The sequence below is a fragment of the Actinosynnema sp. CS-041913 genome (assembly GCF_050942485.1).
In the GTDB taxonomy this organism is placed as follows: Bacteria; Actinomycetota; Actinomycetes; order Mycobacteriales; family Pseudonocardiaceae; genus Actinosynnema.
This window is the reverse complement of sequence record NZ_CP192037.1, coordinates 5,825,900-5,851,653: the sequence shown is the minus strand read 5'-3', so window position 1 is coordinate 5,851,653 and position 25,754 is coordinate 5,825,900. Positions and strand designations below refer to the sequence as shown.

The 25,754-nt window shown below is 71.4% G+C and carries 20 protein-coding genes; 9 read left to right on the top strand and 11 right to left on the bottom strand.

The window, feature by feature from the left end:
* Positions 1-465: 465 nt before the first annotated feature.
* Positions 466-4,293, top strand: a complete 3,828-nt coding sequence (locus ACQPZF_RS26330; protein ID WP_433261263.1) for a hypothetical protein — start codon at positions 466-468, stop codon at positions 4,291-4,293.
* Positions 4,294-4,408: 115 nt separating this feature from the next.
* Here the strand turns inward: ACQPZF_RS26330 and ACQPZF_RS26325 are convergent, their stop codons facing one another.
* Positions 4,409-6,085 (bottom strand): glycoside hydrolase family 99-like domain-containing protein, encoded by a 1,677-nt coding sequence (locus tag ACQPZF_RS26325; protein ID WP_433261261.1) that lies wholly within the window; start codon positions 6,083-6,085, stop codon positions 4,409-4,411.
* A gap of 208 nt (positions 6,086-6,293) precedes the next feature.
* Here ACQPZF_RS26325 and ACQPZF_RS26320 point away from each other — a divergent pair, with 208 nt between their 5' ends.
* The 4 genes from ACQPZF_RS26320 (at position 6,294) to ACQPZF_RS26305 (ending at position 8,577) form a co-directional block, all read left to right on the top strand.
* On the top strand, positions 6,294-6,503 hold the full coding sequence (locus ACQPZF_RS26320) for a DUF2795 domain-containing protein (protein WP_433261259.1): 210 nt from the start codon (positions 6,294-6,296) through the stop codon (positions 6,501-6,503).
* A gap of 148 nt (positions 6,504-6,651) precedes the next feature.
* Positions 6,652-7,467 (top strand): DUF6597 domain-containing transcriptional factor, encoded by an 816-nt coding sequence (locus ACQPZF_RS26315; protein WP_433261257.1) that lies wholly within the window; start codon positions 6,652-6,654, stop codon positions 7,465-7,467.
* Positions 7,468-7,623: 156 nt separating this feature from the next.
* Complete coding sequence (locus ACQPZF_RS26310; RefSeq protein WP_433261255.1) at positions 7,624-7,971, top strand: VOC family protein; 348 nt, start codon at positions 7,624-7,626, stop codon at positions 7,969-7,971.
* Positions 7,972-8,136: 165 nt separating this feature from the next.
* Positions 8,137-8,577: an RICIN domain-containing protein gene (locus ACQPZF_RS26305; protein WP_433261253.1), complete on the top strand. Its 441-nt coding sequence runs from the start codon at positions 8,137-8,139 to the stop codon at positions 8,575-8,577.
* Positions 8,578-8,800: 223 nt separating this feature from the next.
* Here the strand turns inward: ACQPZF_RS26305 and ACQPZF_RS26300 are convergent, their stop codons facing one another.
* Together ACQPZF_RS26300 and ACQPZF_RS26295 are read right to left on the bottom strand one after the other, a co-directional pair.
* Positions 8,801-9,688, bottom strand: coding sequence for a carcinine hydrolase/isopenicillin-N N-acyltransferase family protein (locus ACQPZF_RS26300; RefSeq protein WP_433261251.1), 888 nt, complete (start codon positions 9,686-9,688; stop codon positions 8,801-8,803).
* A gap of 223 nt (positions 9,689-9,911) precedes the next feature.
* On the bottom strand, positions 9,912-12,758 hold the full coding sequence (locus tag ACQPZF_RS26295) for a tetratricopeptide repeat protein (RefSeq protein WP_433261249.1): 2,847 nt from the start codon (positions 12,756-12,758) through the stop codon (positions 9,912-9,914).
* A gap of 240 nt (positions 12,759-12,998) precedes the next feature.
* On the opposite strand from ACQPZF_RS26295, the gene ACQPZF_RS26290 reads away from it, so the two are divergent.
* Positions 12,999-13,766 (top strand): class I SAM-dependent methyltransferase, encoded by a 768-nt coding sequence (locus ACQPZF_RS26290; protein WP_433261247.1) that lies wholly within the window; start codon positions 12,999-13,001, stop codon positions 13,764-13,766.
* Positions 13,767-13,859: 93 nt separating this feature from the next.
* On the opposite strand, the gene ACQPZF_RS26285 is transcribed toward ACQPZF_RS26290, so the two are convergent.
* The 3 genes from ACQPZF_RS26285 to ACQPZF_RS26275 form a co-directional block, all read right to left on the bottom strand.
* Complete coding sequence (locus ACQPZF_RS26285) at positions 13,860-15,446, bottom strand: FAD-dependent monooxygenase (RefSeq protein WP_433261245.1); 1,587 nt, start codon at positions 15,444-15,446, stop codon at positions 13,860-13,862.
* Positions 15,447-15,458: 12 nt separating this feature from the next.
* A complete protein-coding gene (locus ACQPZF_RS26280) occupies positions 15,459-16,178 on the bottom strand; it encodes a TetR/AcrR family transcriptional regulator (protein ID WP_433261243.1) in 720 nt (239 codons plus the stop codon).
* 237 nt (positions 16,179-16,415) lie between these two features.
* Entirely contained in the window at positions 16,416-16,577 is a 162-nt protein-coding gene (locus tag ACQPZF_RS26275; RefSeq protein ID WP_433261241.1) for a hypothetical protein, read from the bottom strand.
* Between the two features lie 154 nt (positions 16,578-16,731).
* On the opposite strand from ACQPZF_RS26275, the gene ACQPZF_RS26270 reads away from it, so the two are divergent.
* Together ACQPZF_RS26270 and ACQPZF_RS26265 are read left to right on the top strand one after the other, a co-directional pair.
* Positions 16,732-17,811 carry a methyltransferase gene (locus ACQPZF_RS26270; RefSeq protein ID WP_433261239.1) on the top strand — a complete coding sequence of 360 codons (1,080 nt, stop codon included), beginning with the start codon at positions 16,732-16,734 and terminating at the stop codon, positions 17,809-17,811.
* Positions 17,812-17,843: 32 nt separating this feature from the next.
* Complete coding sequence (locus tag ACQPZF_RS26265) at positions 17,844-19,040, top strand: cytochrome P450 (protein WP_433261237.1); 1,197 nt, start codon at positions 17,844-17,846, stop codon at positions 19,038-19,040.
* Between the two features lie 82 nt (positions 19,041-19,122).
* On the opposite strand, the gene ACQPZF_RS26260 is transcribed toward ACQPZF_RS26265, so the two are convergent.
* From ACQPZF_RS26260 to ACQPZF_RS26245, 4 genes are read right to left on the bottom strand one after another with little or no spacing between them, the layout of a single operon-like run.
* Positions 19,123-20,115 (bottom strand): NAD-dependent epimerase/dehydratase family protein, encoded by a 993-nt coding sequence (locus ACQPZF_RS26260; protein WP_433261235.1) that lies wholly within the window; start codon positions 20,113-20,115, stop codon positions 19,123-19,125.
* Between the two features lie 12 nt (positions 20,116-20,127).
* Positions 20,128-20,358 (bottom strand): ferredoxin, encoded by a 231-nt coding sequence (locus tag ACQPZF_RS26255; protein ID WP_433274698.1) that lies wholly within the window; start codon positions 20,356-20,358, stop codon positions 20,128-20,130.
* Between the two features lie 5 nt (positions 20,359-20,363).
* On the bottom strand, positions 20,364-21,545 hold the full coding sequence (locus ACQPZF_RS26250; protein WP_433261233.1) for a cytochrome P450: 1,182 nt from the start codon (positions 21,543-21,545) through the stop codon (positions 20,364-20,366).
* Between the two features lie 42 nt (positions 21,546-21,587).
* Positions 21,588-22,385, bottom strand: a complete 798-nt coding sequence (locus tag ACQPZF_RS26245) for an SDR family NAD(P)-dependent oxidoreductase (protein ID WP_433261231.1) — start codon at positions 22,383-22,385, stop codon at positions 21,588-21,590.
* A gap of 250 nt (positions 22,386-22,635) precedes the next feature.
* On the opposite strand from ACQPZF_RS26245, the gene ACQPZF_RS26240 reads away from it, so the two are divergent.
* Positions 22,636-24,636 (top strand): carbamoyltransferase C-terminal domain-containing protein, encoded by a 2,001-nt coding sequence (locus tag ACQPZF_RS26240; protein WP_433261229.1) that lies wholly within the window; start codon positions 22,636-22,638, stop codon positions 24,634-24,636.
* Positions 24,637-24,687: 51 nt separating this feature from the next.
* Here ACQPZF_RS26240 and ACQPZF_RS26235 read toward each other — a convergent pair whose 3' ends face one another.
* Entirely contained in the window at positions 24,688-25,698 is a 1,011-nt protein-coding gene (locus tag ACQPZF_RS26235; protein WP_433261227.1) for a methyltransferase, read from the bottom strand.
* Positions 25,699-25,754: the final 56 nt, after the last annotated feature.

The following is a 25,754-nucleotide window of genomic DNA, read 5'->3' as shown; positions in this document are numbered from 1 at the left end:
AATCACACCATCGACAGGAAAGCCGCGGTTCGGGTCCTGGTCGCGGGTGTCGGCGCAGGCCTGGTGGCCGCCGCGGGCACCGCCGCGGTGATGGGCGCCGTGCCCGGCGACCGATCCGGCCTCGGTTCGGCGATCAACGACGCCACCCGTCAGGCCGGCGCGGAACTGCGCCCGTCCGGCGGGCCCGCCCAGGAATCGGCCGGTGGAGCTACGACACGCTGTTGTGCCATTGTTGGTCCACTGTGGATGGTGGCCGAGCGCGGGAAGCGCAACTGGGCCGTGAACCAAGGCTGGCACCGTCGATTGTTTCTGCTGAGGTGCGGATCGCGTGCGCCAACAGGTCCAGGCGTTATCCGTCCCCAGTGGAATAGTCTTTCCGACTGTGCCGGGACGACCGTGGAACGGATTCCTTGGTCCGTGCCCGAACACCTGACAACTCCGCTGCCGTTGGTGGAGTATGGCTCCGTGCCTCGTGGGGAACGCCCGCTGGACCCAGGAGACGGTCCGCTGCTGAGGTTCGCCGCCGATCTGCGCCGACTCAGGGTGCAGGCCGGCAACCCGACCTACCGGAAGTTGTCGGCCGCCGTGCACTACTCCGTGGCGACCCTGTCCGAGGCGGCCTCCGGTCGGAAGCTGCCCAGTCTGCCGGTCACCCTGGCCTACGTCCGCGCGTGCCGGGGTGACGTGGCGGAGTGGGAACGCCGCTGGCTCGACCTCGCGGCCGTGCTCGCCGTGGAGACGCGCAGGTCCGACGAAGACCCGGTGCAGGCGCCCTACGTCGGGCTGGCGGCGTTCCAGGCGGATGACGCCGAACGGTACTTCGGCCGGGAAGACCTGGTGGACCGGCTTGTCGAACGGCTGTCGCGCGAGCGGTTCGCCGCCGTTGTCGGCATCTCGGGGGCGGGGAAGTCCTCGCTGCTCCGAGCCGGCCTGCTGCCTCGGCTGGCCGCCGATCCGCACCGGTCCTCGCTGGTGTTCACGCCAGGCGCGCACCCGCTGGAGGAGATCGCGGTGCAGGCGGCTCGGCTCACCGGCGGCGCCTTGGGCGCGGCGCTGCGAGCGGAGTTCGCCGACGACCCGCAGGGTCTGCACCGGGCGGTTCGGGTCGGTGTCGCGGGTCGGCGGGCCGAAGCGGAGGTCGTGCTGGTCGTGGACCAGTTCGAAGAGGTGTTCACGCTCTGCCGGGACGAGGCCGAGCGGGTTCGGTTCATCGACCACCTGGTCGCCGCGACTCGTGCCGACACCAGTCGCTGCCGGGTGGTGATCGGGGTGCGGGCCGACTTCTACGGGCACTGCACGCAGTATGCCGCGCTGGCGGACGTGCTGGAGAACGCGCAGGTCACGGTCGGGCCCATGACGATGGAGGAGCTGCGGCGGGCCATCACCCTGCCCGCCGCCGCGGCCGGGTGCAGGCTCGAAGCCGAACTCCTGGCCACACTCCTGGCCCAAGCCGCCGGGCAGGCCGCCGTCCTGCCCTTGCTGTCCCACGCGCTGCTGGAGACGTGGCGGCGGCGGCGCGGGGTGGCGCTCACGCTCGGCGGGTTCCTCGCGGCGGGCGGGATCGAGGGCTCCCTGGCCAAGACCGCGGAGGATGTCTACGCCTCGCTCGGGGCCGGGCGACAGGCGCTCGCGCGGATGCTGTTCTTGCGCCTCACCGCGTTCGGCGAGGGCACCGAGGACACCAAGCGCCGGATCGGGCCCGGCGAGCTGGACACCGACGACCCGGAGCTCGTCGCCGTCCTGGAGGCGCTGACGTCGGCTCGCCTGATCGCGCGCGGCCGAGACGGCATAGAGATAGCCCACGAGGCGCTGATCCGCTCGTGGCCGAGGCTGCGTGACTGGCTGGCCGAGGACCGCGAGAGCCTGCGCGCCTATCGCCGGCTCACCGAGGCCGTCGACGCGTGGGAGGCGGTCGACCGTGACCCCTGGGCGCTCTACCGGGGTGCGCGGCTCGCCGCGGCGCGGGAGTTGGTCGTGGGTGGGAGAGTGGTGCTCGGCCCACGTGAGCGCGAGTTCGTCGACGCGAGCGCGGCGGCCGAAACCGATGAACTGGACAGGGTCCGCCGACGGGCTCGGCGGCTGCGCCAACTCGTCGCCGCCCTCACCGCCTTGCTCCTGGTGGCCACCGGTGCGACCTTCTTCGCCCTGCGCGCCCAGAGAACCGTCACGGAGCAGCGCAACAACGCCGTCTCGCAGAAGGTCGCCGCCCAGGCCAACGAGTTGCGCGTCGCGAACCCGGCCCTGGCGGCACAGCTTGGCGTGGCCGCGTACCTGGCCGCCCCCACGGTGGAAGCACGCAGCAGCCTGCTCAGCACCTTCTCCAGCCCGTACGCGACAATCCTGACGGGCCACACCGACAACCTGTACGACGTCGCCCACGGTCCCGACGGCAGAACCCTGGCCACGGCGAGCAACGACGGCACCACGCGGCTGTGGCACGTCGCCGACGCGCACCGCCCGAAGGCGCTGGCCACTATCGCCACGGGGCCCGACCCCGTCCACGGCGCGGCGTTCGGAGCCGGTGGTGCCGTCCTGGCGACGGCGGGTGAGGACCGCATGATCAGGCTGTGGGACGTCACCGAACCCGGCTCACCGGTCGGGTTGGCCACGGTCTCCGGGCACACCGACACCGTCACGTCGGTTGTCTTCAGCACCAACGGAACCCTGCTGGCCTCCACCGGGGCGGACCGCACCGTGCGGCTCTTCGACGTCACCGATCCCCGGAACCCCAGGCCGTTGGCCGTGCTGGGCGGCAGCACGGAACCCGTCATGGCGGTCACGTTGAGCCTGGACGGCCGGACCCTGGCAGCGGCCGGCGGACGGACGCCTCCCCGGTTGTGGGACATCTCCGACCCGGCCCGACCCGGTCCGCCCGAGATCCTGGACAGCCACGGTGAAGTGGTGCTCCGGCTCGCCTTCAGCCCGGACGGCCGGACCCTGGCCGTCGGCCAGGGCGACCACACCGCCCGGTTGTGGGACGTCTCCGACGTCGCCGACCCGCGCGAGCGGGCGACCCTGGAAGGCCACACCGACTCGGTGCGCTCGGTGGCCTTCAGCCCTGACGGACGCACCCTCGCCACTGCCGGGTACGACCGCACCGTCCGCCTGTGGCGGCTCGACGGCTCCCCGACAGCGACCGAGCTGATGACGCTCACCGGACACACCTCCGTGGTGGCCACCGCCCGGTTCAGCCCGGACGGCAGGACCCTGGCCTCCGTCGGCGACGACCGGACCGTCCGGCTGTGGTCCCTTCCCGGCCGCGTCCTGGCCGGCCACGCGGACTCGGTGTACGGAGTGGCCTACCGCGCGGATGGCCGCCTGGTGGCGACGGTCGGCCGGGACGAAGCCATCCGGCTCTGGGAGACCGACGGGCTCGACTCCGCGACAGAGGTCGCCACGCTGACAGGTCACGGCGAGATCGTCCGTTGGGTGGCTCTCAGCCCGGACGGGCGGACCATGGCAACCACCGGTCACGACCGCACCGTCCGGCTGTGGAACGTCTCCGACCCGCGCGCCGCGCACGAGTTGTCCCGCATCGACGTTCCCACCGGCAGCACCATCTCCGTCGCGTTCAGCCCCGACGGCCGCATGATGGCGGCGACCGGAGAGGACCACGTCGTCCGCATGTGGGACGTGACCGATCCCGGTCACCCCGAGGCGATCTCCACCATGACCGACCACGGGGACGTGGTCGGCGCGGTCGCGTTCAGCCCCGACGGGCGCTCCCTCGCGACGGCGAGCCTGGACCGGACCGCACGGTTGTGGGACATCACCGACCCACGTCGTCCCCGGCCGACCGCGATCCTGGCCGAGCACACGAGCCCGGTCGGTTCGGTCGCGTTCAGCCCTGACGGGCACACGGTGGTGACCACGGGCATCGACCGGACCGCGCGGCTGTGGGACGTCACCGATCCCGGGCGCGCCCGCCAGGTCGCTGTCGTCACCGACCACTCCGACGCCGTCTACTCCGCGGCCTTCAGCCCGGACGGGCGGACCTTGGTCACCGTCAGCGGCGACCGCTCGGCGAAGCTGTGGGACGTCACGGACATCGCCCACCCGACCGAGGTGGCGACGTTGCTCGGCCACACCGACAGGGTGTTCATGGCCGTGTTCCGTCCCGACGGCAGTGCGCTGGCGACCATCAGCCAGGACCACACGACCCGCCTGTGGGACATCGACCCGGAGCGCGCCGTCCGGCGCGTCTGCGAGGTGGCGTACCCGTCGATCAGCCGCGCCGACTGGGACGAGTACCTGACGGGCCTGCGCTACTCGCCCCCCTGCGCCACGAGATGAGGTCGACGCACCAACCCCACGAGCACCGCGCTCAGACCGGTTTCGTCGCAGGCCCGGTCAGCAGCGGGAATGGCTCGACCGGGCCTGCTTCAGGTGTTGGCGGCTCGGCACCCGGCTACCGGATGGCAGGCGGGTCGGCGACGCAGCCGGTGCCCTTGGTCAGCCGCAGTTCGGCCCGCACGGCGTCGAGGTAGGCGCAGCCGTCCCGGGCGTTCGGCTCGATCACCCCGCCCTCGTGCCACTCGTTCCACGCGTAGAGCAGCACGAAGTTGTCCACTGTGGACGGACGAGTGGAGGCGTCCAGGTCGGCGCGGATGTCGGCCAGCAGCCGGCGGAACGCGGGCAGGGACTGGTCCTCGTACCAGCGGAAGGACGTGTGCAGCTTGGTCCGTGCCTCCTCCGGGGTGTCGCCGGGCAGCACCGGGTCGGCGATGCTGATGCCGATGCGGGGCCGCTCGTCGAAGTCCGAGGTGGCGCACCGGATCAGCGAACCAAGCTGGGTGGCGAAGAACCGGCGTTCGCCCGCGACGTAGTTCTCGTACGAGCCGGCCTGCCGGTCCCACCGACCCGGGCAGTAGCCGCCGTCCAGGCCGTGCTCGGGCTTGGGCACGCCGTTGTCGGTGGTCATGGTGATCAACACCTCCTCGCCGAGCGTCATGCGGGCGCGGGTGCGGATGGCGTCGGTGAACTGGCGGACCGCCGCGGCGTCGACGGTGTTGTCCGGAGGGCCGCCGTTGGGTTTGCCGATACCGCGCACGTCGCAAAGCTGCAGCATCGGTCGGCCGTCGTTGGCCCGCAGGATGTTCGGTTGCGACAGGTAGTCGTCCACGAGGATCCGCGCCGCCCGGGAGATCTGGTCGCTCGGCATCCGCAGCGTCCCGCCCGCGCCGCCGCCCCACGGGTGGATGCACGGCAGCACCGTGAACCTGAGGTCGGAGCGGTTGCGCGCGGCCAGGAACGAGCGCAGCCCGGTGGCGTACTGCTCGTCGGCCGCGCCGGGGTTCCAGTACCAGTAGAACGCGAAGTGGTCCAGGCCCGCACCCGCGGCCTGGGCGATCTGCTTCTCCAGCGTCTCCGGCCGGGCGTCGTCGTAGTAGCCGATCGCCGGCTTGAGGTGGGAGAAGTCCTCGTCGCGCCAGTGCCCCACGGCCTTGGGGTGGCGGTCGTGCGCGTGCCGGACGCCGCCCCACCAGTCGTTCGCCGCCTCCGGGCCGTAGTACTGCTCGATGCGGTCCATCATGGACCGGTTGCCGTTCGCGTCGAACACGCCGAAGTAGATGGCGCCGGTCCGGATCCACCGCGGATGCACGTGCCCCAGCGGACCGTCGATCCGCCAGCCCTGGGCCACCAGTGCGTCGGCCTGCGACGCCAACACCGGGCGCCACGAGTTGAGCACGCCGTCCTTGCGCATCCGGTACAGCACCTCGGTGCCGGGCTGCGCGGTCGCCGACGCGTGCCCGATGACGCCCTCGTACCGGAACGGCGGGTTCGCGCCGGTGGTGAGCTGGTCCCGCTCGGCCGTCGACGCGGTCAGCAGGTAGGCGGACTCGGTCGCCTTGCGCAGCCGGTAGATCGGCTGCGAGCCGGTGAACGGCGCCCGGCGCAGGTAGCCGACGCGGGCGTCCGCGCGCAGCCGCATGCCGTGCGAGGTGACGGCGGCCTGCGCCTCGCCCTGCGACAGCGTCCAGAACAGGCCCGCGCCGGTGTGCAGTTCCAGCAGCGGCACCGGGTCGGTGACCTTGTTCTCGGAGTTGCCCGCCGCGGCGGCGGGCGGAGCGTTCGTGGTGGACATCGGGGTCAGGGTCGCCAACAGGAGTGCGACCACCCAAGGGACTCGTGCCTTCACGAGGTCACATCCTCGCCGAGCCGCCCGCCCGGTGCGTGCCTTTTGCCACGAGTGCGCCGACTCACACCCTGCGGTGAACAGGCAATGCGGACGTGTCGACCGGCCGGATGGCGGGTAGTCGGCGGGAGCCGAGAGCCGGCACGGAGGGAGTGCGATGAGCGACACGACGACGGTGGGCAGGCTGCGCACCGTGCTGGGCGACGTGGGGTACCCGGCGGACAAGGGACAACTGGTCGACCACGCCTCGCGCAACAACGCCGACGAGGATTCGGTGCACGCGCTGCGCTCGATCCCCGACCAGGTGTACGGGTCCTTCGACGAGGTGGTCGAGGTGGTCGCGATCGACCAGGACCGGGAGGTCTGAGCATCGAGATGAATGATGTTCGCTTTCTGATCGCCCGGGAGTGACCGTCGGCCGTGCCGTACCGCGGCCTGGACCCGGGGCAGCGCGGACCTGCGGGAACGTGCTACCGACCTGGCCGAACCTCACGGCGGGTATCGTTTTGAGCAGGATGTTCAGTTCCGTAGTGCCTGGCGGGCTGCTGGGCGAGTACGTGGCCCTGTGTTGGCTGCACGAGTCCACGGGCCCGGGGCAGGGCCCGGAACTGCGGCTGCCCACCGGCACGGTCGAACTCATGGTGAACCTGTCCGCGGACGACTTCCGGATGCCCGCCGAGGACGGCACCAGCCGACGCCTCCCCGGCGTGCTGGCGGCCGGGCCGTACCGACACGCCTACGTGCTCGACCCCACCTCGCACTCGCACGTCCTTGGCGTGGTGTTCCGGCCCGGCCGGGCACGGGCACTGATCGACGTCCCGCTGTGCGAGCTTGCCGACCGCCACGTCGCCCTGGAGGACCTGTGGGGCGTCGGCGCGACGCGGGCCCGTGAGCGGATGCTCGACGCCCCTGACGCGACGAGCCGGCTGCGGGTGCTCGAAGCGGTGTTGCGCGAGCGGCTGACGGGCTTGGATCAGGCCGTGCACCCGTTGGTCGCCGCGGCGACCACGTGGCTGTCCCGGACCCCGGAGTACCCCGGCGTCGGCGAACTCGGCGACCGGCTCGGGTGGACGACCCGCCGCGTGCAGCAGGTGTTCCGCAGCGAGGTCGGGCTCAGCCCCAAGAGCTACCAGCGCCTGCAACGCTTCCGCTCGGTCCTGACCGGCATCGACCGGGTCGGCCGGCTCGGGTGGTCGGCGTTCGCCGTCGAACGCGGCTACTACGACCAGGCGCACCTCGTCCGCGAGTTCCGCGCCCACAGCGGGCTCTCGCCGACCGCGTACCTGCGCGGCAGGGGCGGGCAGCTCAACCACGTGCCGCTGGCTCGGTAGGCCGTTTCGCATTCGTCCAAGACGCCGAGCCTGTTGGAACAGCAGGCTTGCGGCATGGATCGACAGCGATTCATCGACGACAGCGCACGTTGCCCGAGCGGACGCTTGGCCACTGCTGTCGACCACACGACCTGGGAGGCCGTCGCTATGTCCGTGATGAGGATCGTGGCGTATGCCGGGGGCGCGAACCTGGCCGCCTCGCAGGCGTTCTACACCGACGTGCTCGGTCTGGAGATCGCCATGCGGGCCCCCGTGCTGGGGCTCGCGTCGCCGGCCAACCCGTCGGCGCAGGTGATCATCCCGCCGCTCGGGATGGAGGACCCCGCGCCGAGCTTCGGCCTCGATCTGGGCTCCCCGGCGGCCGTCGACGCCGCGCACACGGCCGCGGTGGAACAGGGCCTGCGCGTGGTCTACCCCATCCGGGACGAGCCGTGGGGCGTGCGCCGCTTCTTCGTCGAAGATCCCGGCGGCACGATCATCAACGTCCTGGCCCACCTCTCGTGAGCGACGACCGTCCGCCTCCAGCCATCCTGATAAGAGGTACAAGTCACAGCCGGAACCGCACTTCCCCCCGTCGGGCAGGTATCCGACACGCCGTGCCAGGTTCGTGCCAGGTCACGCCGGCACAGTCGTCGCCCGTACGGAAAACGCACCTCATGAGGGGGACGGATGAAGCTCGGACGAGTCGCGGCGGTGCTCGCCACCGTGATGCTGGCAATGCTGGCGGTGGTGCCGTCGGCGTCGGCCGCGCAACAGTGGACCTGGCAGAGCAGGGGGGACGGCGGCTACTTCCTGGACCACAACTTCGAACAGGGTGTGCACACGCGCCCGAGGAACGGCGGGCCCCACCAGTTGTGGGAGGTGAAGCGGTACAGCGACGGCACTTACCGCTTCATGAACGTCGGCACGAAGATGTGCCTGGACAACAGTGAGCACGGCGTGCGCGGCTTCGGCTGCAACGACGGTGCGTGGCAGCGTTGGCGCATGGGGGACTGGGGCAACGGTGATTGGGAGTTGGTGAGCATGTGGAACAACCACTGCCTGTACAGCGGCGTCCACGGCATCCGCACGGTCGGCTGCACCGGGGATTGGACAGAGCGCTGGCGGTGAGGCCGGAGCTCCTGTCCGCTGGGACGGGAGAGCGGTGACTTCCCGTTGACTCCTGCCTTGCCGGGAGTCAACGGGAAGTTCGCTTCGCCGGTCCACTTCGGATGCCTGAACGCGGGTCCGGGGAAGCCACTCGAACTTGATCCTGCTTCCGGTAGGTCACCCGGGAGCGAGGCATGGCCTGCGGGGAACATCCGCGACCACCGCTCTCACGCCCGGCAGGTGCTCACCCGAAGCCGGGCCAGTCCTGCCGGTGGGGGAGGGCGACGACGAGTTCGCCCGACTCGAACCGGTCGAAACCGAGCGTCCACTCGCAACCGTGCCACATCAGTGTGACCTCGCCGTCCGCCGGGCGGTACACGGCGGTGTAGACGGTGTCGACCAAGCCGTCTTCCCGGAAGAGCGGCGGGCACGACATCGCCAGGCCGCCCTCCTCGGTCGAGTCCCAGTGCAGCGTGCGGCCCCGATGGACCGGTCGGTCCGGGACCAGTCGGTAGGCCGCCCTGGCGCCGGTCGCGTCCAGCACGGTGAGGTCGTGCGCCACGCCGGTCTGCCAGGTCGGCAGCGCCTCGTCCACGTCGGCGACCGTCGCGCAGTGCTCCAGCAGGTGCCGCACCAGGATCGGCCCGCTCAGCCCGCCGCGGCACCGGCCCGTGCCCGCGGTCGTGGACACGACCAGGCCGTCGTCGTTCATCCCGTCGAACAGGCCCCACAGGCCCGCTGTCATGCCCAAGACCCGGCGGTGGGTCAGCCGGCTGCGCCACAGCGTGCCCTCGAACCGGTCGGGTTCGCAGGCGAGGTTGCGCACGAGCGCCCGGCCGGCGGTGCCCTGGGGTCCGTGCACCACCGGCAGGGGTAGGTCGACGTGGGTCAGGTGTGCGGCCAGCGCCGGGTCCGCCGGGCCCGTGCTTCTCAGCAGTTCCAGCCACAGCGGGACGAGGCGGGGCGCGATCGACTGGAGGGTGGACCACCGCCGGAACAGGTCCGGCTCGTCGTCGTCCGACGGCGGCGACCAGTGGCGGCGGACGTGCTTCCGCCACTGGTCGCCGGGAAGGTCCTCCGCGAAGGCCCGGAAGGTCATCGATCCGGCGGCGCCGTGCGTCACGCTGTCCACCGTTCCGATCGTCCCGCGCGGCCTCGCGCGGGACCATGCGGAACTACCGGCAGGATTGGCGAACCGCCCGGTCGTGCAGCACCGATCGGTACCGCGTGAGCCTGTCCTCGGCCGCGGTCGGGATGTCGTGCTCGCCGACGCCCAGGCAGAGGAAGAGGCAGCGGTCGGATGTCCGGGGTGGTTTCGTCTTGCGTGTCCGGAGGTGGGCTGCCGTTGCCGGGCGCTACAGCCCGATCACCGGCGGCGCGGCTTTGCCGTCCACGTCGAACGCGTTCGAGTCGTCCTCCAGAATGCGCCGCACCGGACGGTGTTCCGGGGCATCGGGCCCGGATCGTTCCTGGTTGGCCCGGTAGTGGATCTCCTCGAAACGGACCTCGGGTGCCGGTTGTCGTTTGTCCACCCGAGGGCCGAGGGCTTCGCGGGGGCGGACGCGGGCGGCATTGGCTTGGTACAGGCCGGTTTCGGGGTGGCTGCGACCGTGGAGGGTGCCGGCGGTCTCGGCGGCGTGGATGTACCAGCGGTAAGCCTCGTCGGGACGGTTGGCGGCCTCGTACGCGCGGCCGAGATTGTTGCGGTATGGCAGCACTTCCTGGCTGTCGGGCCCGAAAATGCGTTGTGCCGTGCCTAGGTTGCGTTCGAAGGCGGCGACCGCCTCGTCCAGCCGGCCCGCCGCCAGGGCGACGCGTGCCAGGTTGTCGAGGCTCGCCAACACCTCCGGCGAACCGACACCAAACCCGGCGATCCGCTCGTCCCGCGTCACGGCGAACAACCGCGCCGCGTCGTCCAGGTCGCCGGCGCCTTCCCGGGCGACCGCCAGTTCGTCGCGTACCCTCCCCAGGTCGTCCGGCCAGGCGTCGGACGCGCGGTTGAAGTTGTGCTCGGCCAACTCCACCGCCTCCGCCGTCCGCCCGGCCCGGAGGTAGGAACGCACCAGGTCGCCGCGCAGCCGGATGACCAGGGGCTCGTCCTCGGACATCTGCCGGGAGAGTCTGCCGATCCGGTCGTGCAGCGCGCTGATCTCCGAACGGCTCCGGCTGCTCACCCAGCCGTCACGGGCGAAACCCAGGTCCGCGCCGAGCAGTTGCGGTCGCGGCCCGGCGCGCCGGGACGTTGCCGGTTCGGGCGGCGAGTGGAACGCCACGGCGCGTTCCCGGTTCTGACCGATCAACCTGGTGACCGGGTGCTCCGGGCCGAAGGCGGCGTGCGCGTCGCGCAGGGCGTGGTCGTAGGCGGCGACGACCCGATCGTCCTGTCCCGCCTGGTCGTAGGCCGACGCCAACTCGTGCCGGTAGTCGACCAGCACCGTCGGAGCCACCCGGGCCTGCTCCGCGTCGGCGACGACGCGCTCGTACAGGCGGGTCGCGTCCAGCAGCCGACCCGCCTGTACGTAGGCCGCCGCGAGATCGCGCGCGAACGCGACCACAGCGGGGTGTCGCGGTCCGAGCAGCCGTTCCACTTCGATCAGCGTGCGCTGGTACTGCGCGACCGCCACGTCGACCCGGCCGGAGTAGAGGTGGATGGTGGCGAGGTCGTTGCGCGCCGTCCACGACCGGAGGTCGTCGTCGGGCAGCACCCGGCCCGCGTCCTGCGCGACCTCCATCGCGAACAGTTCCGCGCGGTGCAGGTCGGCGGTCTGGATGAGCTGGCGCACCGACCACGTCCGGAGGTCCACCAGGTCGCCGAGGAGCGCCGGCGAATCGACCCGGTCGGACGTGCAGTGCTCGCGGAGCGCGGCGATCTGCCGGATCAGCGCGTCGGACTCGCGTCGGCGTTGCAGCGCCTCGGTTTCCTTCGGCAGCAACGTCCGCAGCCGGGTGACGGCGTTCTGCACCACCGCTTCGAACGTCCCCTCGAACGTGCAGCGGTCGCGGATCACGCGCTGTACGAGACGGTGCATGATGATGTTCTCGCCGCCGACGCTGAACGTGATGACCGACGACGAGGCGAGCCGCTCCAGCACCTCGTCCACGTCCATCCGCGCGGCTGCGGCGTGCAGCACGGACCGTGGCACGCCGTCGGGCGAGAGCAGGGACACCAACTGCAGCACCTGCGCGGCCAAGCCGCCCTCGGTGAAGCCGACGTCGTTGAGGGACAACAGGATCGCCTCGGCGGTCCCGTGCGGGTAGGACTCGCCGGGCCGGCGCACCAGGTGCCGTTCGACCGGGGTGGACCGCAGCCGGTGCAGGTAGGTCGGGTAGTCCAGGCGCTGCGTCCGGATGACCGCCGCGGCCTGGGCGAGCGCGAGCGGCAGGCGTCCCAGCTCGTGTGACAGCATCCGGGCGCCGTCCACGTCCGGGCGGCGGGTGGCTTCGGCGAGGTAGGCCAGCGCCTCGTCGAAGGTGAACACGTCCAGCACGAACAGCGCGCCGAGGTTGCCCGTCGCCGTCCACGTGCTGGTGATCAGCACCTGCGTGCACCCGGAAGTCGGGATCAACGGCCTGAGCGCGTCGGCGTCCGTGGCGTTGTCGAACACCAACAGGGCCGGTTCGGTCCGGCTCTCCAACCACGAACGCACCCGCAGGGCGGTGCTGCGCACGTCGTCCCGGGGACCGCGCAGACCGAGCCGGACACCCACCTCGCTCATCCCCGCCAGCAACAGGTCCGGCGTCTCGGCCGCGATCCACGCGACCAGCGGGACGCCTTCGCGGATGCACTTGCGCGCGTAGGCGGCGGCGAGCTGCGACTTGCCGACGCCCCGCTGGCCTGTCATCGCGCACACGACGACGACATCGTTGCCGCCGGCGAGGTTCGACAGGTGGTCACCCGCCGCCGGACGCGGCTGGTAGTCCGGGGGCTCGTTGGGGATCTCGCCGACGACGACCTGCCGAGGAGGCTCTTTCGGTTGCGGCGCTTCGGAAAGCACTACCGTGCCGATGCTGTGCGACTGCACGACGCTGCCGTACACGCTGCTCGACACGCGATTGCCGAACGAAGCCCGCCCCAGGAGCACCGCCGCGACGACGCCGGCGGCGCCCACCGCGATCCCGAGCCAGACCCCCAACCACACCGCGACCGGAACGGACAGGACCAAAGCGAGCAGTGCGAGCAGCGCTCGTCTTCCGGTAGTCAATCCCACCTACCCGGCAACGGAGACCTGATCGAACGAGCAACATACACCGAAAGGAGCCCCGTCTCTCCGCAGATGTAGTAGTCCAGGTACGAGCGCTTGACCAGTGGTGTCTCGTCCGACTGGAGTTCGCGGTGGCGCAGGCTCCCGACCCGCGATCCGCGAGTGGCCCGTTGCCCGAGCGGGCGACTGGTGGTCGAGGTCTCCTGGAATCCTGATTGATCACTCGGCAGTATGGGGAACATGCCTGCCGATCACGAGAGTTCCGCCGACGTGGCCGTGGAGAACGACTACGACAGCTTCGCCGAGGCGTACACGGTCGAGAACGACACCAGCCTCCTCAACGCCTACTACACCCGGCCCGCGATCGTGGACCTGGCCGGGGACGTGGCCGGTCGGCGGGTCCTCGACGCCGGGTGCGGCTCCGGTGCCGTGTCCGAGGCGCTGCGCGAGCGGGGCGCCGTCGTGGCCGGCTTCGACCGCAGCGCGAAAATGGTGGAGCTGGCCCGGCAGCGGCTCGGCGCCGACACGGACCTGCGGGTCGCCGACATCGGCCAACCGCTGCCATACCCCGACGGCGCGTTCGACGATGTCATCGCGGCCCTGGTGCTGCACTACCTGGAGGACTGGACCGCGCCGCTGGCCGAGCTGCGGCGGGTGCTGAAGCCCGGCGGCCGGCTGATCGTGGTCGTCAACCACCCCATCATCTTCAAAATGGAGTATCGCGAGGCCGACTACTTCGCGACCAGCAAGTGGTCCGAGGAGTGCACCTTCAACGGCCAGAAGGCCGTGCTCACCTACTGGCACCGGCCGCTGCACGCGATGACCGACGCCTTCACCGCAGCCGGCTTCCGCACGGCCGTGATCAGCGAGCCGCCTCCGGCGCCGGAAGCCCACGAACTCTTCTCCGACGAGATGGCGAGGTTCCCTTCCGGGGCCTTTTTGAGCTTCCTGTTCTTCGTCCTCGAAGCTGCCGACTTCAGTCAGAACGTACGGCGGCCCGCAAACTAGGGGCGTGTCTGACAAAGCGTGGATCCCTGCGATTGCGGCGTGGATGAGGACGGCAGCTCGGTAGACGATCGTGTGTTGGTCGTATCGGGGTGTTCACCCGGCCGCGGCCACCCGGGCGAGCGCGTCGGTCAAGGTCTCGGCCGGGGATACCGGGACATCGGTCGTGCGCCAGGCGATGTAGCCGTCGGGGCGCACCAGCGTGGCGCCTTGGGGGCCGGTGCCGAAGGCGGTTGGGAACGTGTGTGGGTCGGTCGTGTCCACCTCGGCGCCGAGGTGCACGAAACGCACCGGGATGCCCAGGTGGTCGGTGGTCTGCTGGGCGGCGGGCGCCCACAGTGGGTCTTGGGACAGCAGCACCCAGCCGCGCCCGAACAGGTCGAGGGTCGATGTTTCCTGGCCGTCGGTGGTGGTGATCGGCAGGTGCGGGGCGCGGGTGCCGGGCTGACCGGCCCACTCGTCCGGGCGTTGCGCCGGCGGCAATTCGGGACCGGCCCCGGCCACGGCGTCGGAGCGGTAGAGCTGCCCGAGTTCGATGGCGTTGTCGTCCAGTACCGGGACGTCCGAGCGTGGGGCGGTCAGGAAGGCCTTGTAGTCGGCGCGGGCGAAGATCTGCTCGTGGCGTAGTTCGGCGATCGGCCGCCGCTCGGCGTCGTAGGTGTCCAGCAGGCGCGGATCCGATTGCCCGGACAGGACCGCGGACAGTTTCCAGGCAAGGTTGTGGACGTCGTCGATGCCGGTGTTGGCGCCGAACCCGCCGCGGTTGGGTGGAAGCTGGTGCGCGGCGTCGCCGGCCAGGAACACGCGCCCGGCCGAGAATCGCTTCGCGATCAACGCAGCGAGTTCCCAGCGCCCGGTTGTGATCAACTCGACCGGCAGATCGGGAATCCCGACCGCTTGACGCACCAGCGTTTTCTGTTCGTCTTCGGTGCGGTCGACATCGTCGCTGAGCATCAGCACCCACCGGCCGTCGGAGTAGGTGGTCAGGAACGCTGTGAAGTCGGGTTGTCCGATCTCGAACTGCACCACGCCCTTCTCCAGGTAGTGGTCGATCGGGGCGGTGAACAGGATCGAGCGTTGCACCGACAACAGGCCCTCACCCTCTCGGCCGATTCCGAGGGCTTCGCGGGTCGGGCTGGTCGCGCCGTCGGCAGCGATCACGTACTGGGCGCGGATCTCGTATTCGTGACCGTCATCGCGGCGGCGGAGGGTCGCGCTCACGCCGTCGTCGTCCTGTGTGAACCCGATCAGTTCGGTGCCCAGCCGCAGGTCGGCACCCAGGTCGCGGGCCCGGTCCCGCAGGATGGGTTCCAGTTTGTCCTGCGCGATGGCGGTGCCACCGACCGGGGAGTACCTGATCTGTGGTTTCGGGCCGCCGCCGGGACTCCAGGGATATTCCTCCATCCACCTGCCCGCCAGCGACTCCACTCGGGCACGCCGCGGTGCGCCGCTGCCGTGTCCCGATGTCGGGACCTCGATGCCGACCTGGCGGAACAGTTCCAGGGTGCGGGTGGTGTAGCCGATCGCCCGTGGGTGCAGTGAACTGCCCTGGTGCTTTTCGACCACGACGAGCGGCACGTCCTGCCAGGCGAGGAAGACTGCGGCGGACAGGCCGACGAGGCTGCCGCCGACGACGAGCACCGGTGTGGTTTCGGTTGTCGACGCGGTGGTGCTGTTGGTCATGACGGGGCTCTTTCAGCCGTTGTCGGTGGGTCGGACGGGCTCGACCGGGGGTCGTGGGGTGGCGAGGATGCCGTTGACCAGCACCGACAGCCCCCAGCTCACCCTGACCTGTCCGGGTCCGGACAGCAGTTCGCGGGCCAGGGCGTTGACCAGCGGGTGCTGGGCGCGATCGGCGTTGGTGATGGCGGTGACCAGCGCATTCCACTCCGAGTTGTCCTCGGGGTTCTCTCGGCGGGTGGCCTGCTCGGCGCCGGTGGCGGTGGCGAACTGCAGCAGCAGATCCACCGCCCAGGCCGCCCGCGCGTCATCCACGTCGCCGTCGCGCAACAGGGTCAGCAGCGCTTCCACCAGGTCCAGGTAGCGGGGCCCCGAGGGGCGGGTCAGCAGCGCCGAGCGCGCCAGCGGCGGGTACCGCAGCAGCACCGCCAGGTAGGAGTCCAGCACCGCCTGCATCCGGTCTCGCCAATCCCCGGCCGCGGTGACCGGGGCGAGATCCACGTCGGCGAGCAGCTCATCGAGCACTGCGGCCCGTAGTTCCGCGGCGTTGCGGAAGTAGACGTACAGCGACGCCGCGCCGGTATCGAGCTCGGTGGCCAGCCGCCGCATCGTCACCTTCTCCAACCCCTCGGCATCCATGACCGCGACGGCGGCCGTCACGATGCCCGCACGGGTCAGTGCCGGTTTCGCCGGACGTTCCCGGCGACTCTGGGCAACTCTTGGTTCCCTGTCCACGAACCCAGACTAGACGAACATGTTCGTTACGAACGAGATCGTGACAAACGTGTTCGTGTGTGGTGTGTCACTGTCGAGCATGCCGGTAGCGACCGCACTTCGCAGGATGGTCCGGTTCTTCATCCGGGCGAGGGCGTGTTCGGCGCGGGCGCGGATCGACCGGCGGACGGTGTTGAGGTCTTCCTGCCAGTCGGTCGACTCGGTGCCGCGTTGCCGGTCGGTGAGCCGGTCCAGGGATCAGGACAGCACCGCGGGCAGGCTGGCGGTGGGGTCGTCGGAGGCCAGGGCGTCCAGACCGAGGTCGTGGAGTTCGGCGACGGTGTCCGCCAGGCGCAGGTGGGGTGCGGCGGCGGCACGTGCGGCGACCAGCCCGAGCGCGAGTGGGTATCCGCCGCACAAGCGGGTCAGCGCTGCGACGGCGTGGGAGTCGCAGGCGGCGCGGGCTTCAACTCGGCTCGACCCGTCTTCGAGACACCGGTGAAAACCTTGCGCCACAGACTCGGCGCGTCCGCTCGCCAACGGCGGCGCACGCCGGCCGCAGGGAGGAATCGGGATGGCAACCAGCTCGGTGGATCGGATTCCGGCGTCGCACGGCCGGTCGCACGGGGACCGGGGCGAGCAGCACGAGGTCATGATGATGCTGGCGGGTAAGTGGGTGGCGGGCACCTTGACCGTCCTCGCCCGCCTCGGCGTCGCCGACCTGCTCGCAAGAGGACCGCGGGCGGTGCCGGACCTCGCCGCGGCGACCGGGTCGCACGCGCCCACGCTCTACCGGTTCCTGCGGGCCGCCGCTTCGGTCGGGGTGTTCGCCGAACGGGAGGACGGGCGTTTCGAGCTGACGCCGAAAGCCGAGTACCTGTGCAGCGACGTGCCGGGAACGCTGAGGTACCTCGCGTACTTCTACGGCGAGCCCACGGTGTGGAACTGCTTCGGCTACGCCGCCGACACGGTCCGCACCGGGGAGCCCAACGGGCGCAGGCTGCGCAACGGCAAGAACTTCTTCGAGTACCTGGAGCAGGACGCCCCGGAGTTCGCGTCGGCGTTCCACAAGGCGATGTCGGAGCTCAACGACGAGCGCGCGCCGCGGATCGCGGACTCGTTCGACTTCGGGCGGTTCCCCAGGATCGCCGACATCGGCGGTGGCCAGGGCCGGCTGCTGGCGGCGATCCTGCGCCGCTACCCCGACTCGCGCGGCGTGCTGTTCGACATCGCGACCGCCATCGCGACCGCGCCGCCGGTGCTGGAGGCGCAGGGCGTCGCCGACCGCGTCGAGTTGGTGGCCGGGAGCTTCTTCGACGGCGTCCCGTCGGGGGTGGACGCGTACGTGCTCAAGGCCGTCATGCACGACTGGGCCGACGACCTCTGCGTCGGGGTGCTCAAGCGCATCCGCGAGGCGATCGGCCCCGACCCGGACGCGCGGGTCCTGATCATCGACGGCGTGCTGCCGACCGGCAACGACCCGCACTACAGCAAGCTGATGGACATCGCGATGGCGGTGACCAACGGCGGCCGGGAGCGGACCGCGCACGAGTGGTCGACCCTGCTCGCGGAGGCGGGGTTCGAGACGGTCGCGATCCACCCCACGGTCGAACCGCACGGCATCGTCGAGGGCCGCCCCCTCCCGCGCCGGTGACGACTTGCCCCGCAGCGCAGGAAGGCGACGACATGAGCACGGAAGAACCCGTCCCGTACCCCTTCGCCCGACCCGCGCCGCTGGAGGTGCCGGTCGAGCTGGCGACCGCCCGCGACCGCCCGGTGATCCCGGTCCGGCTGCCGAGCGGCGACCACGCCCTGCTGGTGACGCGCTACGAGGACGTCCGGGCGGTGCTCACCGACCCGAGGGTGAGCCGCAACCTCAACCGGCCGGACGCCGCCAGGATGACGTCGGACAACAAGATGTTCCAGGACCCCGGGATGGACCCGGACCCGCCGGAGCACACCCGGGTCCGACGCCTGGTGATGAAGGCGTTCACCGCCACGATGGTCGAGAACATGCGCCCGCGCGTGCAGGAGATCGTCGACGAGCTGGTCACGAAGATGGCAAACGGCCCGCGGCCTGCGGACGTGTCGGAGGCCTTGGCGTTCCCGCTGGCCATCCGGGTGGTGTGCGACCTGCTCGGTGTGCCGGTGGAGGACCAGGAGCGGTTCCGGGGGTGGACCGACAAGTTCCTGTCGACCGGGAAGTACGGACGGGCCGAGATCCAGACCGCGATGGGGCAGCTCGGCGCCTACATGGGCGCCCTGATCGAGGCCAAGCGGGCCGCGCCGGCCGACGACCTGATCAGCGAGCTGACCCGGGTGCACGACAACGACGACGTCCGCCTGAGCGAGTACGAGCTGCACTGGTGGTGCAGGCTGCTCCTGCTGGTCGGCTACGAGACCACGGCGAGCCAGATCGGCTACACGGTGGCCAAGGTCCTGGCGCACCCCGACCAGTTTGCCGCCCTGCGCGCGAACCCGGCGCTGGTGCCGAACGCGGTCGAGGAGGTGCTCCGGTGGAAGCTCATCAACGGGTCGCTGTCGATGCTGCGGTACGTCACCGAGGACATCGAGGTCGGCGGGGTGCGGGTGCCCAAGGGGACGAGCGTGATCCCGTCCGTCGAGTCGGCGAATTGGGACGAGACCGTGTTCGCGCGGGCCGGCGAGTTCGACGTGTCCCGTGAGGACAACCAGCACGTCACCTTCAGCGTCGGACCGCACTTCTGCGTCGGCGCTTCGCTCGCCCGGCTCGAACTGCGGGTCGTGCTGGAGACCCTGCTGCGCCGGTTCCCGAACCTGCGCCTCGCCGTGTCCGTCGACGCGTTGGCCCGGGTCGAGGGAACGCTGATCGGAGGGTTGACCGCGGTCCCGGTGGACTGGTGACCGCCAGGAGGCCGGGAAGACGAGTCCCCGCACCGGGTCCGGTGCGGGGACTCGTCGTTCGGGGGCGGTCGCGATCAGCCGGTTACCCCGACAGCACCTGCGCCTCCAGCAGGGGGTCCAGCCCCACCAGGTCGTCGTTGCGCGGCAAGGACCCCGTGGACAGCGGCCCGTCGACACCGCGCAACCAGTCCCAGGTGTCGGCCACGGTCTCCGCCAGAGGACGGCAGCGCAGACCGGCCGCCACCGCCTTGGACACGTCGGTCCGGTGCAGGAGTTCGTGCATCTCGCCGGGCGGGAGCCAGATCGGCAGGTCGGTCCACGGCCTGATGCCCGCGGCCAGCACCCGCTCGGGGGCGGTCCAGCACAGCTCCGCCCCCGAGCCGGTGACGGCCGCGCACGCGTCGAGCAGGTCACCGGTCGTGGCGTGACCCGGCGGGCACACCGCGTTGTGCACGCCGCCGAGACCGCGTTCGGCCGCGTCCAGGACCCAGGCGGCGAGGTCGCGCGAGTCGATGTACTGGAGGCCCAGTTCCCGCGGCCCGGGTGCCAGGACCCGCCCGCCGCGGGCGACGCGGCGCAGCCACCACGGCAGCCGGCGGGACGTCTCCCGGGGGCCGAAGACGAGACCGGGGCGCACCACCAGCGCCCGCTCGCCGAACGCGGCGGTCACGGCCAGCTCGCCGCCCCGCTTGGCCCGGCGGTAGTCGACATCGTCGTCGTCCGGCGACCCGTCCACCACCGGCCGGTCCTCGGTCAGCGGCGGCGGCACCGGGAAGTCGTAGATGCCCCGGCTGGAGACGTAGGCGCAGTGTCCGACCCGGTCCGCGAGCAGGCGGGCGGCGTCCCGCACCGCCCGGGGCGCACCGGACCAGGTGTCCACCACCGCGTCCCACTCGCCCCGGCCCAACGCCGCCAGGCCGTCCGGCGCGCCCCGGTCGCCGTGCAGCGCGGTCACGCCCGGTGGCGGCTCGTGGTGGCCGCGGTGGAACACGGTCACCTCCCAGCCCCGGGCCAGTGCCTCCTCGGCCGTCGCACGGCCGACGAACTCGGTGCCGCCGAGCAGGAGCAGTCGCATGGTCCGCCGCCCTCAGGCCCGCTCGCCGCCGGCGACCCGCCGCGTGACGCGGACGGCTCCCGACGGGCACAGGGTCTCGACCCGGAGCACCGCGTCCCGCGCCTCCCCGGGCGGGTGGTCGGCCAGCACCGTCACGATGCCCTCCTCGTCCTGGTCGAAGACGTCGGGTGCGGTCAGCGCGCACAACCCCGCGCCGACGCACACGTCCCGGTCCGCCGCCACGTGCATGGTCGCCTCCGGCATCCCGGTCACCAGCTCACCGGTAGGGCGTCGATGCCCTGGATCGCGCCCGGCGGGCGGGCGACGAGCTGGTCGGCGGGCACGGCCAGCCGCAGCGTCGGCACGCGGTCGAACAGCGCGGTCAGCGCGACCTGGAGCTCCAGCCGGGCCAGGTTCTGGCCGAGGCACTGGTGCCTGCCGTAGCCGAAGGCGATGTGGTTGCCCGCGCCGCGGTGGATGTCGAACGCGTCCGGAGCGGCGAACACCCCGGCGTCCCGGTTCGCGATCGAGGCCGGGATCAGGATGCCTTCACCGGCCTTGACGAGCACACCGGCGATCTCGATGTCGGCGGTGGCCACCCGGATGTTCGCGCTGTCGGCGATCGACTGGTAGCGCAGCAGTTCCTCGACCGCGGGTGCGACGGCGTCCGGGTCGGCGCGGAACTCGGCGAGCTGGTCGGGGTGTTCGAGCAGGGTGACGGCGCCGAGCGCGATCATCGACGCGGTGGTCTCGTGCCCCGCGATGAGCAGCGACATCGCCGCGAGCGCCAGGTCGTCCCGCGAGATCCGCCGGGTGCCGGCGAGCCGGCCGATCAGCCCGGGGCCGGGTCGCCGCTCGTGCTCGACGACCAGCCGCTCGAAGTAGGACAGCAGTTCGGCGCCCGCCTGCCTGCCCTCCGCCGTGTCGAAGGTCCGCACCAGCCGGCGGATGGCGTCCTGGAAGAACTCGTGGTCGTCCCACGGCGCGCCCAGCAGCCGGCAGATGACCATGAACGGCACCGGCAGCGCGAAGTCGCGGAACAGGTCGCCCGGCGAGCCCCCGGCCAGCATCCGGTCCAGCGCCCCGTGCACGATCCGCTCGATGTCGGGCCGCCGCTCCCGCGCCTTCTTCACGGTGAAGTCCGGCAGGAACATCCGCCGCTGGGCGTCGTGCTCCGGCGGGTCCATCCCGATGAGCGCCTGGCGCTTGCGCTCGGTGAGCAGCTCGACCTGCACCGAGATCACCGGGAAGCCGGGGTTGCGGCGGTCGGAGGACAGCCTCGGGTCGAGCAGCAGCGTGCGCGCCTGCTCGTACTTGGTCACCAGCCACGCCGTCTGCCCGCTGTAGAGCCGGACCCTGCGCAGCGGTTCGCCGTCCCGCAACTCGGCGTACCCCTTGGGCGGAAGGTGGGGGCAGGTCCGTGCCTGGGGGAAGACCGGTGTCGGGGTCATCGTCGCTCCTGACCGCGTCCGGGGCGCTTCGGGCGGGACCACTCAGTGCCCCCCGGCGACGTGCAGCACGTTGCCGCTGATGTTGCCGTTGGCCCCGGAGGCCAGGAACAACACCGCGTTGGCCACGTCGGCGGGGGTCGAGACCTTGCCCACGGGGGCGCCGTGGTTGAGCACCCGCTTGATCCCCGCGTCGTCGAGCCCGGCGAAGGTCGCCCTGGTCTCGTCGGGGAACCGACGCAGGAAACCGTCGCTGACGGTGGCCCCCGGCGCGACGACGTTGACCAGGATGCCGTCCGCCGCCAGTTCGGTGGCCAGGGTCCGGCCGAGGCCGTGCAACGCCATCTTGCTGGCGATGAACGGCTCGTCGCCGTTGGCGCCGCGGACCACGATGTTGGCCGAGAGCAGCACGATCCGGCCCCAGCCCCGGCCCTTCATCGCGGGCAGGGCGGCCTGCACGGTGTGGAACGCGCCTTCGACGTCGGTCCGCAGCGCCTGCTGCCAGTGCTCGACGGGGACGTCCTCGAACGCCACGGGGGTCGTGCGGGTGCCCTGCTGCGCGGAGGCGTTGAGCACGAGCACGTCGAGCGCGCCCCACTCGCCGACGACGGTGTCGACGGCCGAGCGGATGGAGGCGCGGTCGGCCAGGTCGTACTCGACCACGAGCACCTCGCCGCCCCGGGCCTCGACCGCGCGCGCCAGCTTCTCGGCGCGGCCGGGGTCGTGCCGGTAGGTCAGCGCGATGCGGGCGCCCTCGGCGGCGAAGGCCGTCACCATCGCCGAGCCGAGCGAGCCGCTGCCGCCGGTGACCAGCACGACCTTTCCGGAGAGTCCGAGCTCCATGTGGTTCTCCCTCGTTCCGCCGGTCGCCTGCGCCGACGCGGGTGGTCCGGCCGCCGCGGAACGCGTCCACCTCCCCGCGCGGCCCGGCACCACCCTCCCAGCGCGGGGTCGAGGTGCGCTCGAAACGCCGTGGAAGCCACCGCGACCCACCTTGCTCGCGCTTCGAGCACACCCCCAGCCGGCGGGACGAGACTGCCGGTGTCGTCGGGTGACGCCCTCGGGGTCGTGCGCCGGAATCCGTGGAGGGAAAATGCGGGATGGCTACTATCTGTCGACCTACCTGACCGTGCCGGGGCTGCACCGGGTGGCCCGGGTCTCCTACCGGCACGACCACAACGTCTCGTTGTGGCGGAAGGACGGTCCCGAGGTGCGGCTGCTCGCGCACTGGGAGCTGGAGCGCCTCAGCGGCCTGAAGCACCACCGCACGCCGTTCCTCACCGAGAGCGACCTGCGCGGGTTCCTCGACGGGCTGCTCCGGCCGCACGGCGTGTCCCTCGCCGACGTGGTCGAGACGTGGGGCACCCCCGGTCTGTCCACAGTGGACGACTACCACCTGGTCGCCGAGCACCCGGACATCGCCTATCACAGCCTGGGGCACCTCTACAGCGCGCTGCTGCTGGACAGCGACGTCTTCTTCGGGGGGACCACGCTGGGCTTCGCCGTCGACGGCGGGCCGGACCGCCTGGTCGACCGGCGCTACAAGCGCCACTGGTTCAGCGGCGCCCTGGTCCGCCGCGGCGCCGTCGAGATCTTCCCCGTCGCCTCGCCGGGATTGCTCTACAGCACGGCCAAGGACCGGTTCGGGATGCGCGAGGGCACCCTGATGGCCCTCGCCACGGCGACCAAGGCCGTCGGGCACTGCGACCGCGAGGCCGTCCTCGACCAGGTCGACTTCACCGGCGTCGCATCGCTGGAGCACGCGCCGGCGGCGCTGGAGCGGATCGTCGCGCGGGTGCGCGAGACGGCGGACGCCGACCCGGAGTTCACCGAGGAGGAGAGCCTCGTCAGCGCGGTCATGAAGGAGGTCCAGGCCATCTCGGTGCTGGTCATGGAGCGCAACGTCGAGCGGGCCTTGGCGCGGTTCGACCTCGACCCGGCCGAGACCCACCTCGCGCTGTCCGGCGGGTACGCGCTGAACTGCCCGACCAACAGCCACCTGATGGCCAAGTACGGGTTCCGCGGGTTCCTCGCGCCGCCCTGCGTGGACGACGGCGGGCAGTCGATCGGCATGGGGCTGGCGGCCTTCCACAAGAAGACCGCGGGTGAGAGGTTCGAGTTCTCGTTCCCCGGCGCCTACCTCGGCCGTGAGGACCGCGACCTGGACGGCGCGCTGCGGGAGTTCGCCGGGTTCGTCGACGACGTGGGCGACATCGACCACGACCAGGCGGTGCGGGACATTCTCGCCGAACCGGTGGTGTGGTTCAGCGGGCGGTCGGAGATCGGGCCGAGGGCGCTGGGCAACCGCAGCCTGATCGCCGACCCGACCTCGATGGCGGCGAAGGACACCCTCAACCGGTTCAAGCTGCGCGAGTGGTGGCGCCCGGTCGCGCCGGTGGTCCTGGAGGACCACCTCGCCGACTGGTTCGAGGACAGCAGGCCCTCGCCCTACATGCTGGAAACCTTCACGATCCGCGGCGACCGCCGGCACCTCATCCCGGCGGTGGCGCACCTGGACCACTCGGCCCGCGTGCAGTCGGTGAACCCGGGGCAGAACCCGGAGCTGCACGCCCTGCTGACCGCGATGCACCGCCGGACCGGCGTGCCGATGTTGTGCAACACCTCGCTCAACGACAAGAACGAGCCGATCATCGACACCATCCGGGAGGCGTTCAACTTCTGCCTCCGCAGGCGGGTCGGCGTCGGCTACTTCAACGGCAGGCGCGTGGCGTTCCGGAACTTCGACGCCTACCGGGCCGACGGACCGTACCCGCGGGCGAGGGAGCCGTTCGTCGGGTTCCCCGCCGAGCGGGAGACCGCGGTGCGCGCGGAGGAGAACCCGCACGGCCTGCCGGACCTCTACCTGCACGTGCTCCTGCTGGACCTGACCGCGCAGGACCGGTTCGACCTGCGCACGGTCGAGGGCGCCGCCGCGGCGCGCGAGGCCGTCGAGCACCGGCTGCGGGAGGATCCCGGGCTCGCGGAGGCCGCGGAGCGCAGCATGGCCCGCGCCGAGCACCGGTTCACCAACTTCGGCACGTCGCAGCTTCTCGGCCTGGAACTCGATGCCGTCCGGCGGGTCGCCGGGGTGTGACCGCGTCGTCCCCCTGCCCGCGCCACCGGTGGGCGGGCAGGGGGCGACGCGCTAGTCCTTGCGGCACACCACGAGGGTGTCGTGGTCGCCCAGGGGCCGCGCGGTGACCGACGCGAAGCCCGCCGACTCGGCGTGCCGCCGCAGTTCGTCCACTGTGTACTCGGCGCCGCCCTCGGAGACCAGCAGCATGTCGAGGCTGATCACCAGGTTCTCGGTGGGGCTGGCGGAGTGGCCGTCCAGCATGCGGTCGTAGACCAGCAGCGCGCCGCCGGGGTGCACGGCCTGGTGCGCTTTCGCCACCAGTCGCGCGCGCTGCGACTCGTTCCAGTTGTGCAGGACGTGGCCCATCACGACGACGTCCCCGTGGGGCAGGTCGTCCTCGAAGAAGTCGCCGCCGTGGAAGGAGATGCGGCCGGTGAGGCCCATCCGCTCGACGTGCCGCGCGAAGAACGGCTCGATCTGCGGCAGGTCGAACACGTGCCCGGTCAGACCCGGGTTGGCCCGGACGACGTGGCCCGCCACGTTGCCGCGGCACCCGCCGACGTCCACCACGGAGCGCGCGGTCGACCAATCGTGGGCGTCCGCCAGTTGCGGCGCGAGCACCTGGGTGAGGCCGTCCATCATCTGCACGAACTGCTCCAGCGCGGCCGGTGTGGACAGGACCTGCCGGAAATCGCCGTCGTACTGCGGCTTGCCGGTGCGCAGCGCGTCGGCGAGCCTGCCCCACAGCGGGTAGCGGTTGTGGTCGGTCCGCCGCAGGAAACCGCCGACGTAGCCGGGTTTTCCGGTGACGAGGTGCCGTCGGGCGCTCGGCGAGCCGGTGTACCGCCCGCCGTCGGCTTCGAGCAGCCCGAGCGCGACCAGCAGCCGCAGGAAGTCCGCCAGGCCCCGGCCGTGCAGCCCCAACCGGTCCCGGATCTCCTCCTCGGTCAGCGGACGGGCGTCCAGGGTGTCGAACAGGTCCAGTTGGACCGCCGTGAGCAACGCCTTGGCCTCGCAGAAGGCGTTGCCCAGCCGAAGGATGTCCTCGGCCGTGTCGAGGTGTGTGACCGTGCCTGTCATGCGGTGCTCCGTCCGTGTCGCCGCCGCTCGCGTGCCGGAAGGCGGGTGCGCCGATC

What these genes read in the sequence shown, in the direction of transcription:
- ACQPZF_RS26325 (WP_433261261.1), bottom strand. Translation starts at nt 6,085, where the DNA reads ATGTCCACCACGAACGCTCCGCCCGCCGCCGCGGCGGGCAACTCCGAG.
- ACQPZF_RS26320 (WP_433261259.1), top strand. Translation starts at nt 6,294, where the DNA reads ATGAGCGACACGACGACGGTGGGCAGGCTGCGCACCGTGCTGGGCGAC.
- ACQPZF_RS26315 (WP_433261257.1), top strand. Translation starts at nt 6,652, where the DNA reads ATGTTCAGTTCCGTAGTGCCTGGCGGGCTGCTGGGCGAGTACGTGGCC.
- ACQPZF_RS26310 (WP_433261255.1), top strand. Translation starts at nt 7,624, where the DNA reads ATGAGGATCGTGGCGTATGCCGGGGGCGCGAACCTGGCCGCCTCGCAG.
- ACQPZF_RS26305 (WP_433261253.1), top strand. Translation starts at nt 8,137, where the DNA reads ATGAAGCTCGGACGAGTCGCGGCGGTGCTCGCCACCGTGATGCTGGCA.
- ACQPZF_RS26290 (WP_433261247.1), top strand. Translation starts at nt 12,999, where the DNA reads ATGCCTGCCGATCACGAGAGTTCCGCCGACGTGGCCGTGGAGAACGAC.
- ACQPZF_RS26285 (WP_433261245.1), bottom strand. Translation starts at nt 15,446, where the DNA reads ATGACCAACAGCACCACCGCGTCGACAACCGAAACCACACCGGTGCTC.
- ACQPZF_RS26270 (WP_433261239.1), top strand. Translation starts at nt 16,732, where the DNA reads ATGGCAACCAGCTCGGTGGATCGGATTCCGGCGTCGCACGGCCGGTCG.
- ACQPZF_RS26265 (WP_433261237.1), top strand. Translation starts at nt 17,844, where the DNA reads ATGAGCACGGAAGAACCCGTCCCGTACCCCTTCGCCCGACCCGCGCCG.
- ACQPZF_RS26260 (WP_433261235.1), bottom strand. Translation starts at nt 20,115, where the DNA reads ATGCGACTGCTCCTGCTCGGCGGCACCGAGTTCGTCGGCCGTGCGACG.
- ACQPZF_RS26255 (WP_433274698.1), bottom strand. Translation starts at nt 20,358, where the DNA reads ATGCCGGAGGCGACCATGCACGTGGCGGCGGACCGGGACGTGTGCGTC.
- ACQPZF_RS26250 (WP_433261233.1), bottom strand. Translation starts at nt 21,545, where the DNA reads ATGACCCCGACACCGGTCTTCCCCCAGGCACGGACCTGCCCCCACCTT.
- ACQPZF_RS26245 (WP_433261231.1), bottom strand. Translation starts at nt 22,385, where the DNA reads ATGGAGCTCGGACTCTCCGGAAAGGTCGTGCTGGTCACCGGCGGCAGC.
- ACQPZF_RS26240 (WP_433261229.1), top strand. Translation starts at nt 22,636, where the DNA reads ATGCGGGATGGCTACTATCTGTCGACCTACCTGACCGTGCCGGGGCTG.
- ACQPZF_RS26235 (WP_433261227.1), bottom strand. Translation starts at nt 25,698, where the DNA reads ATGACAGGCACGGTCACACACCTCGACACGGCCGAGGACATCCTTCGG.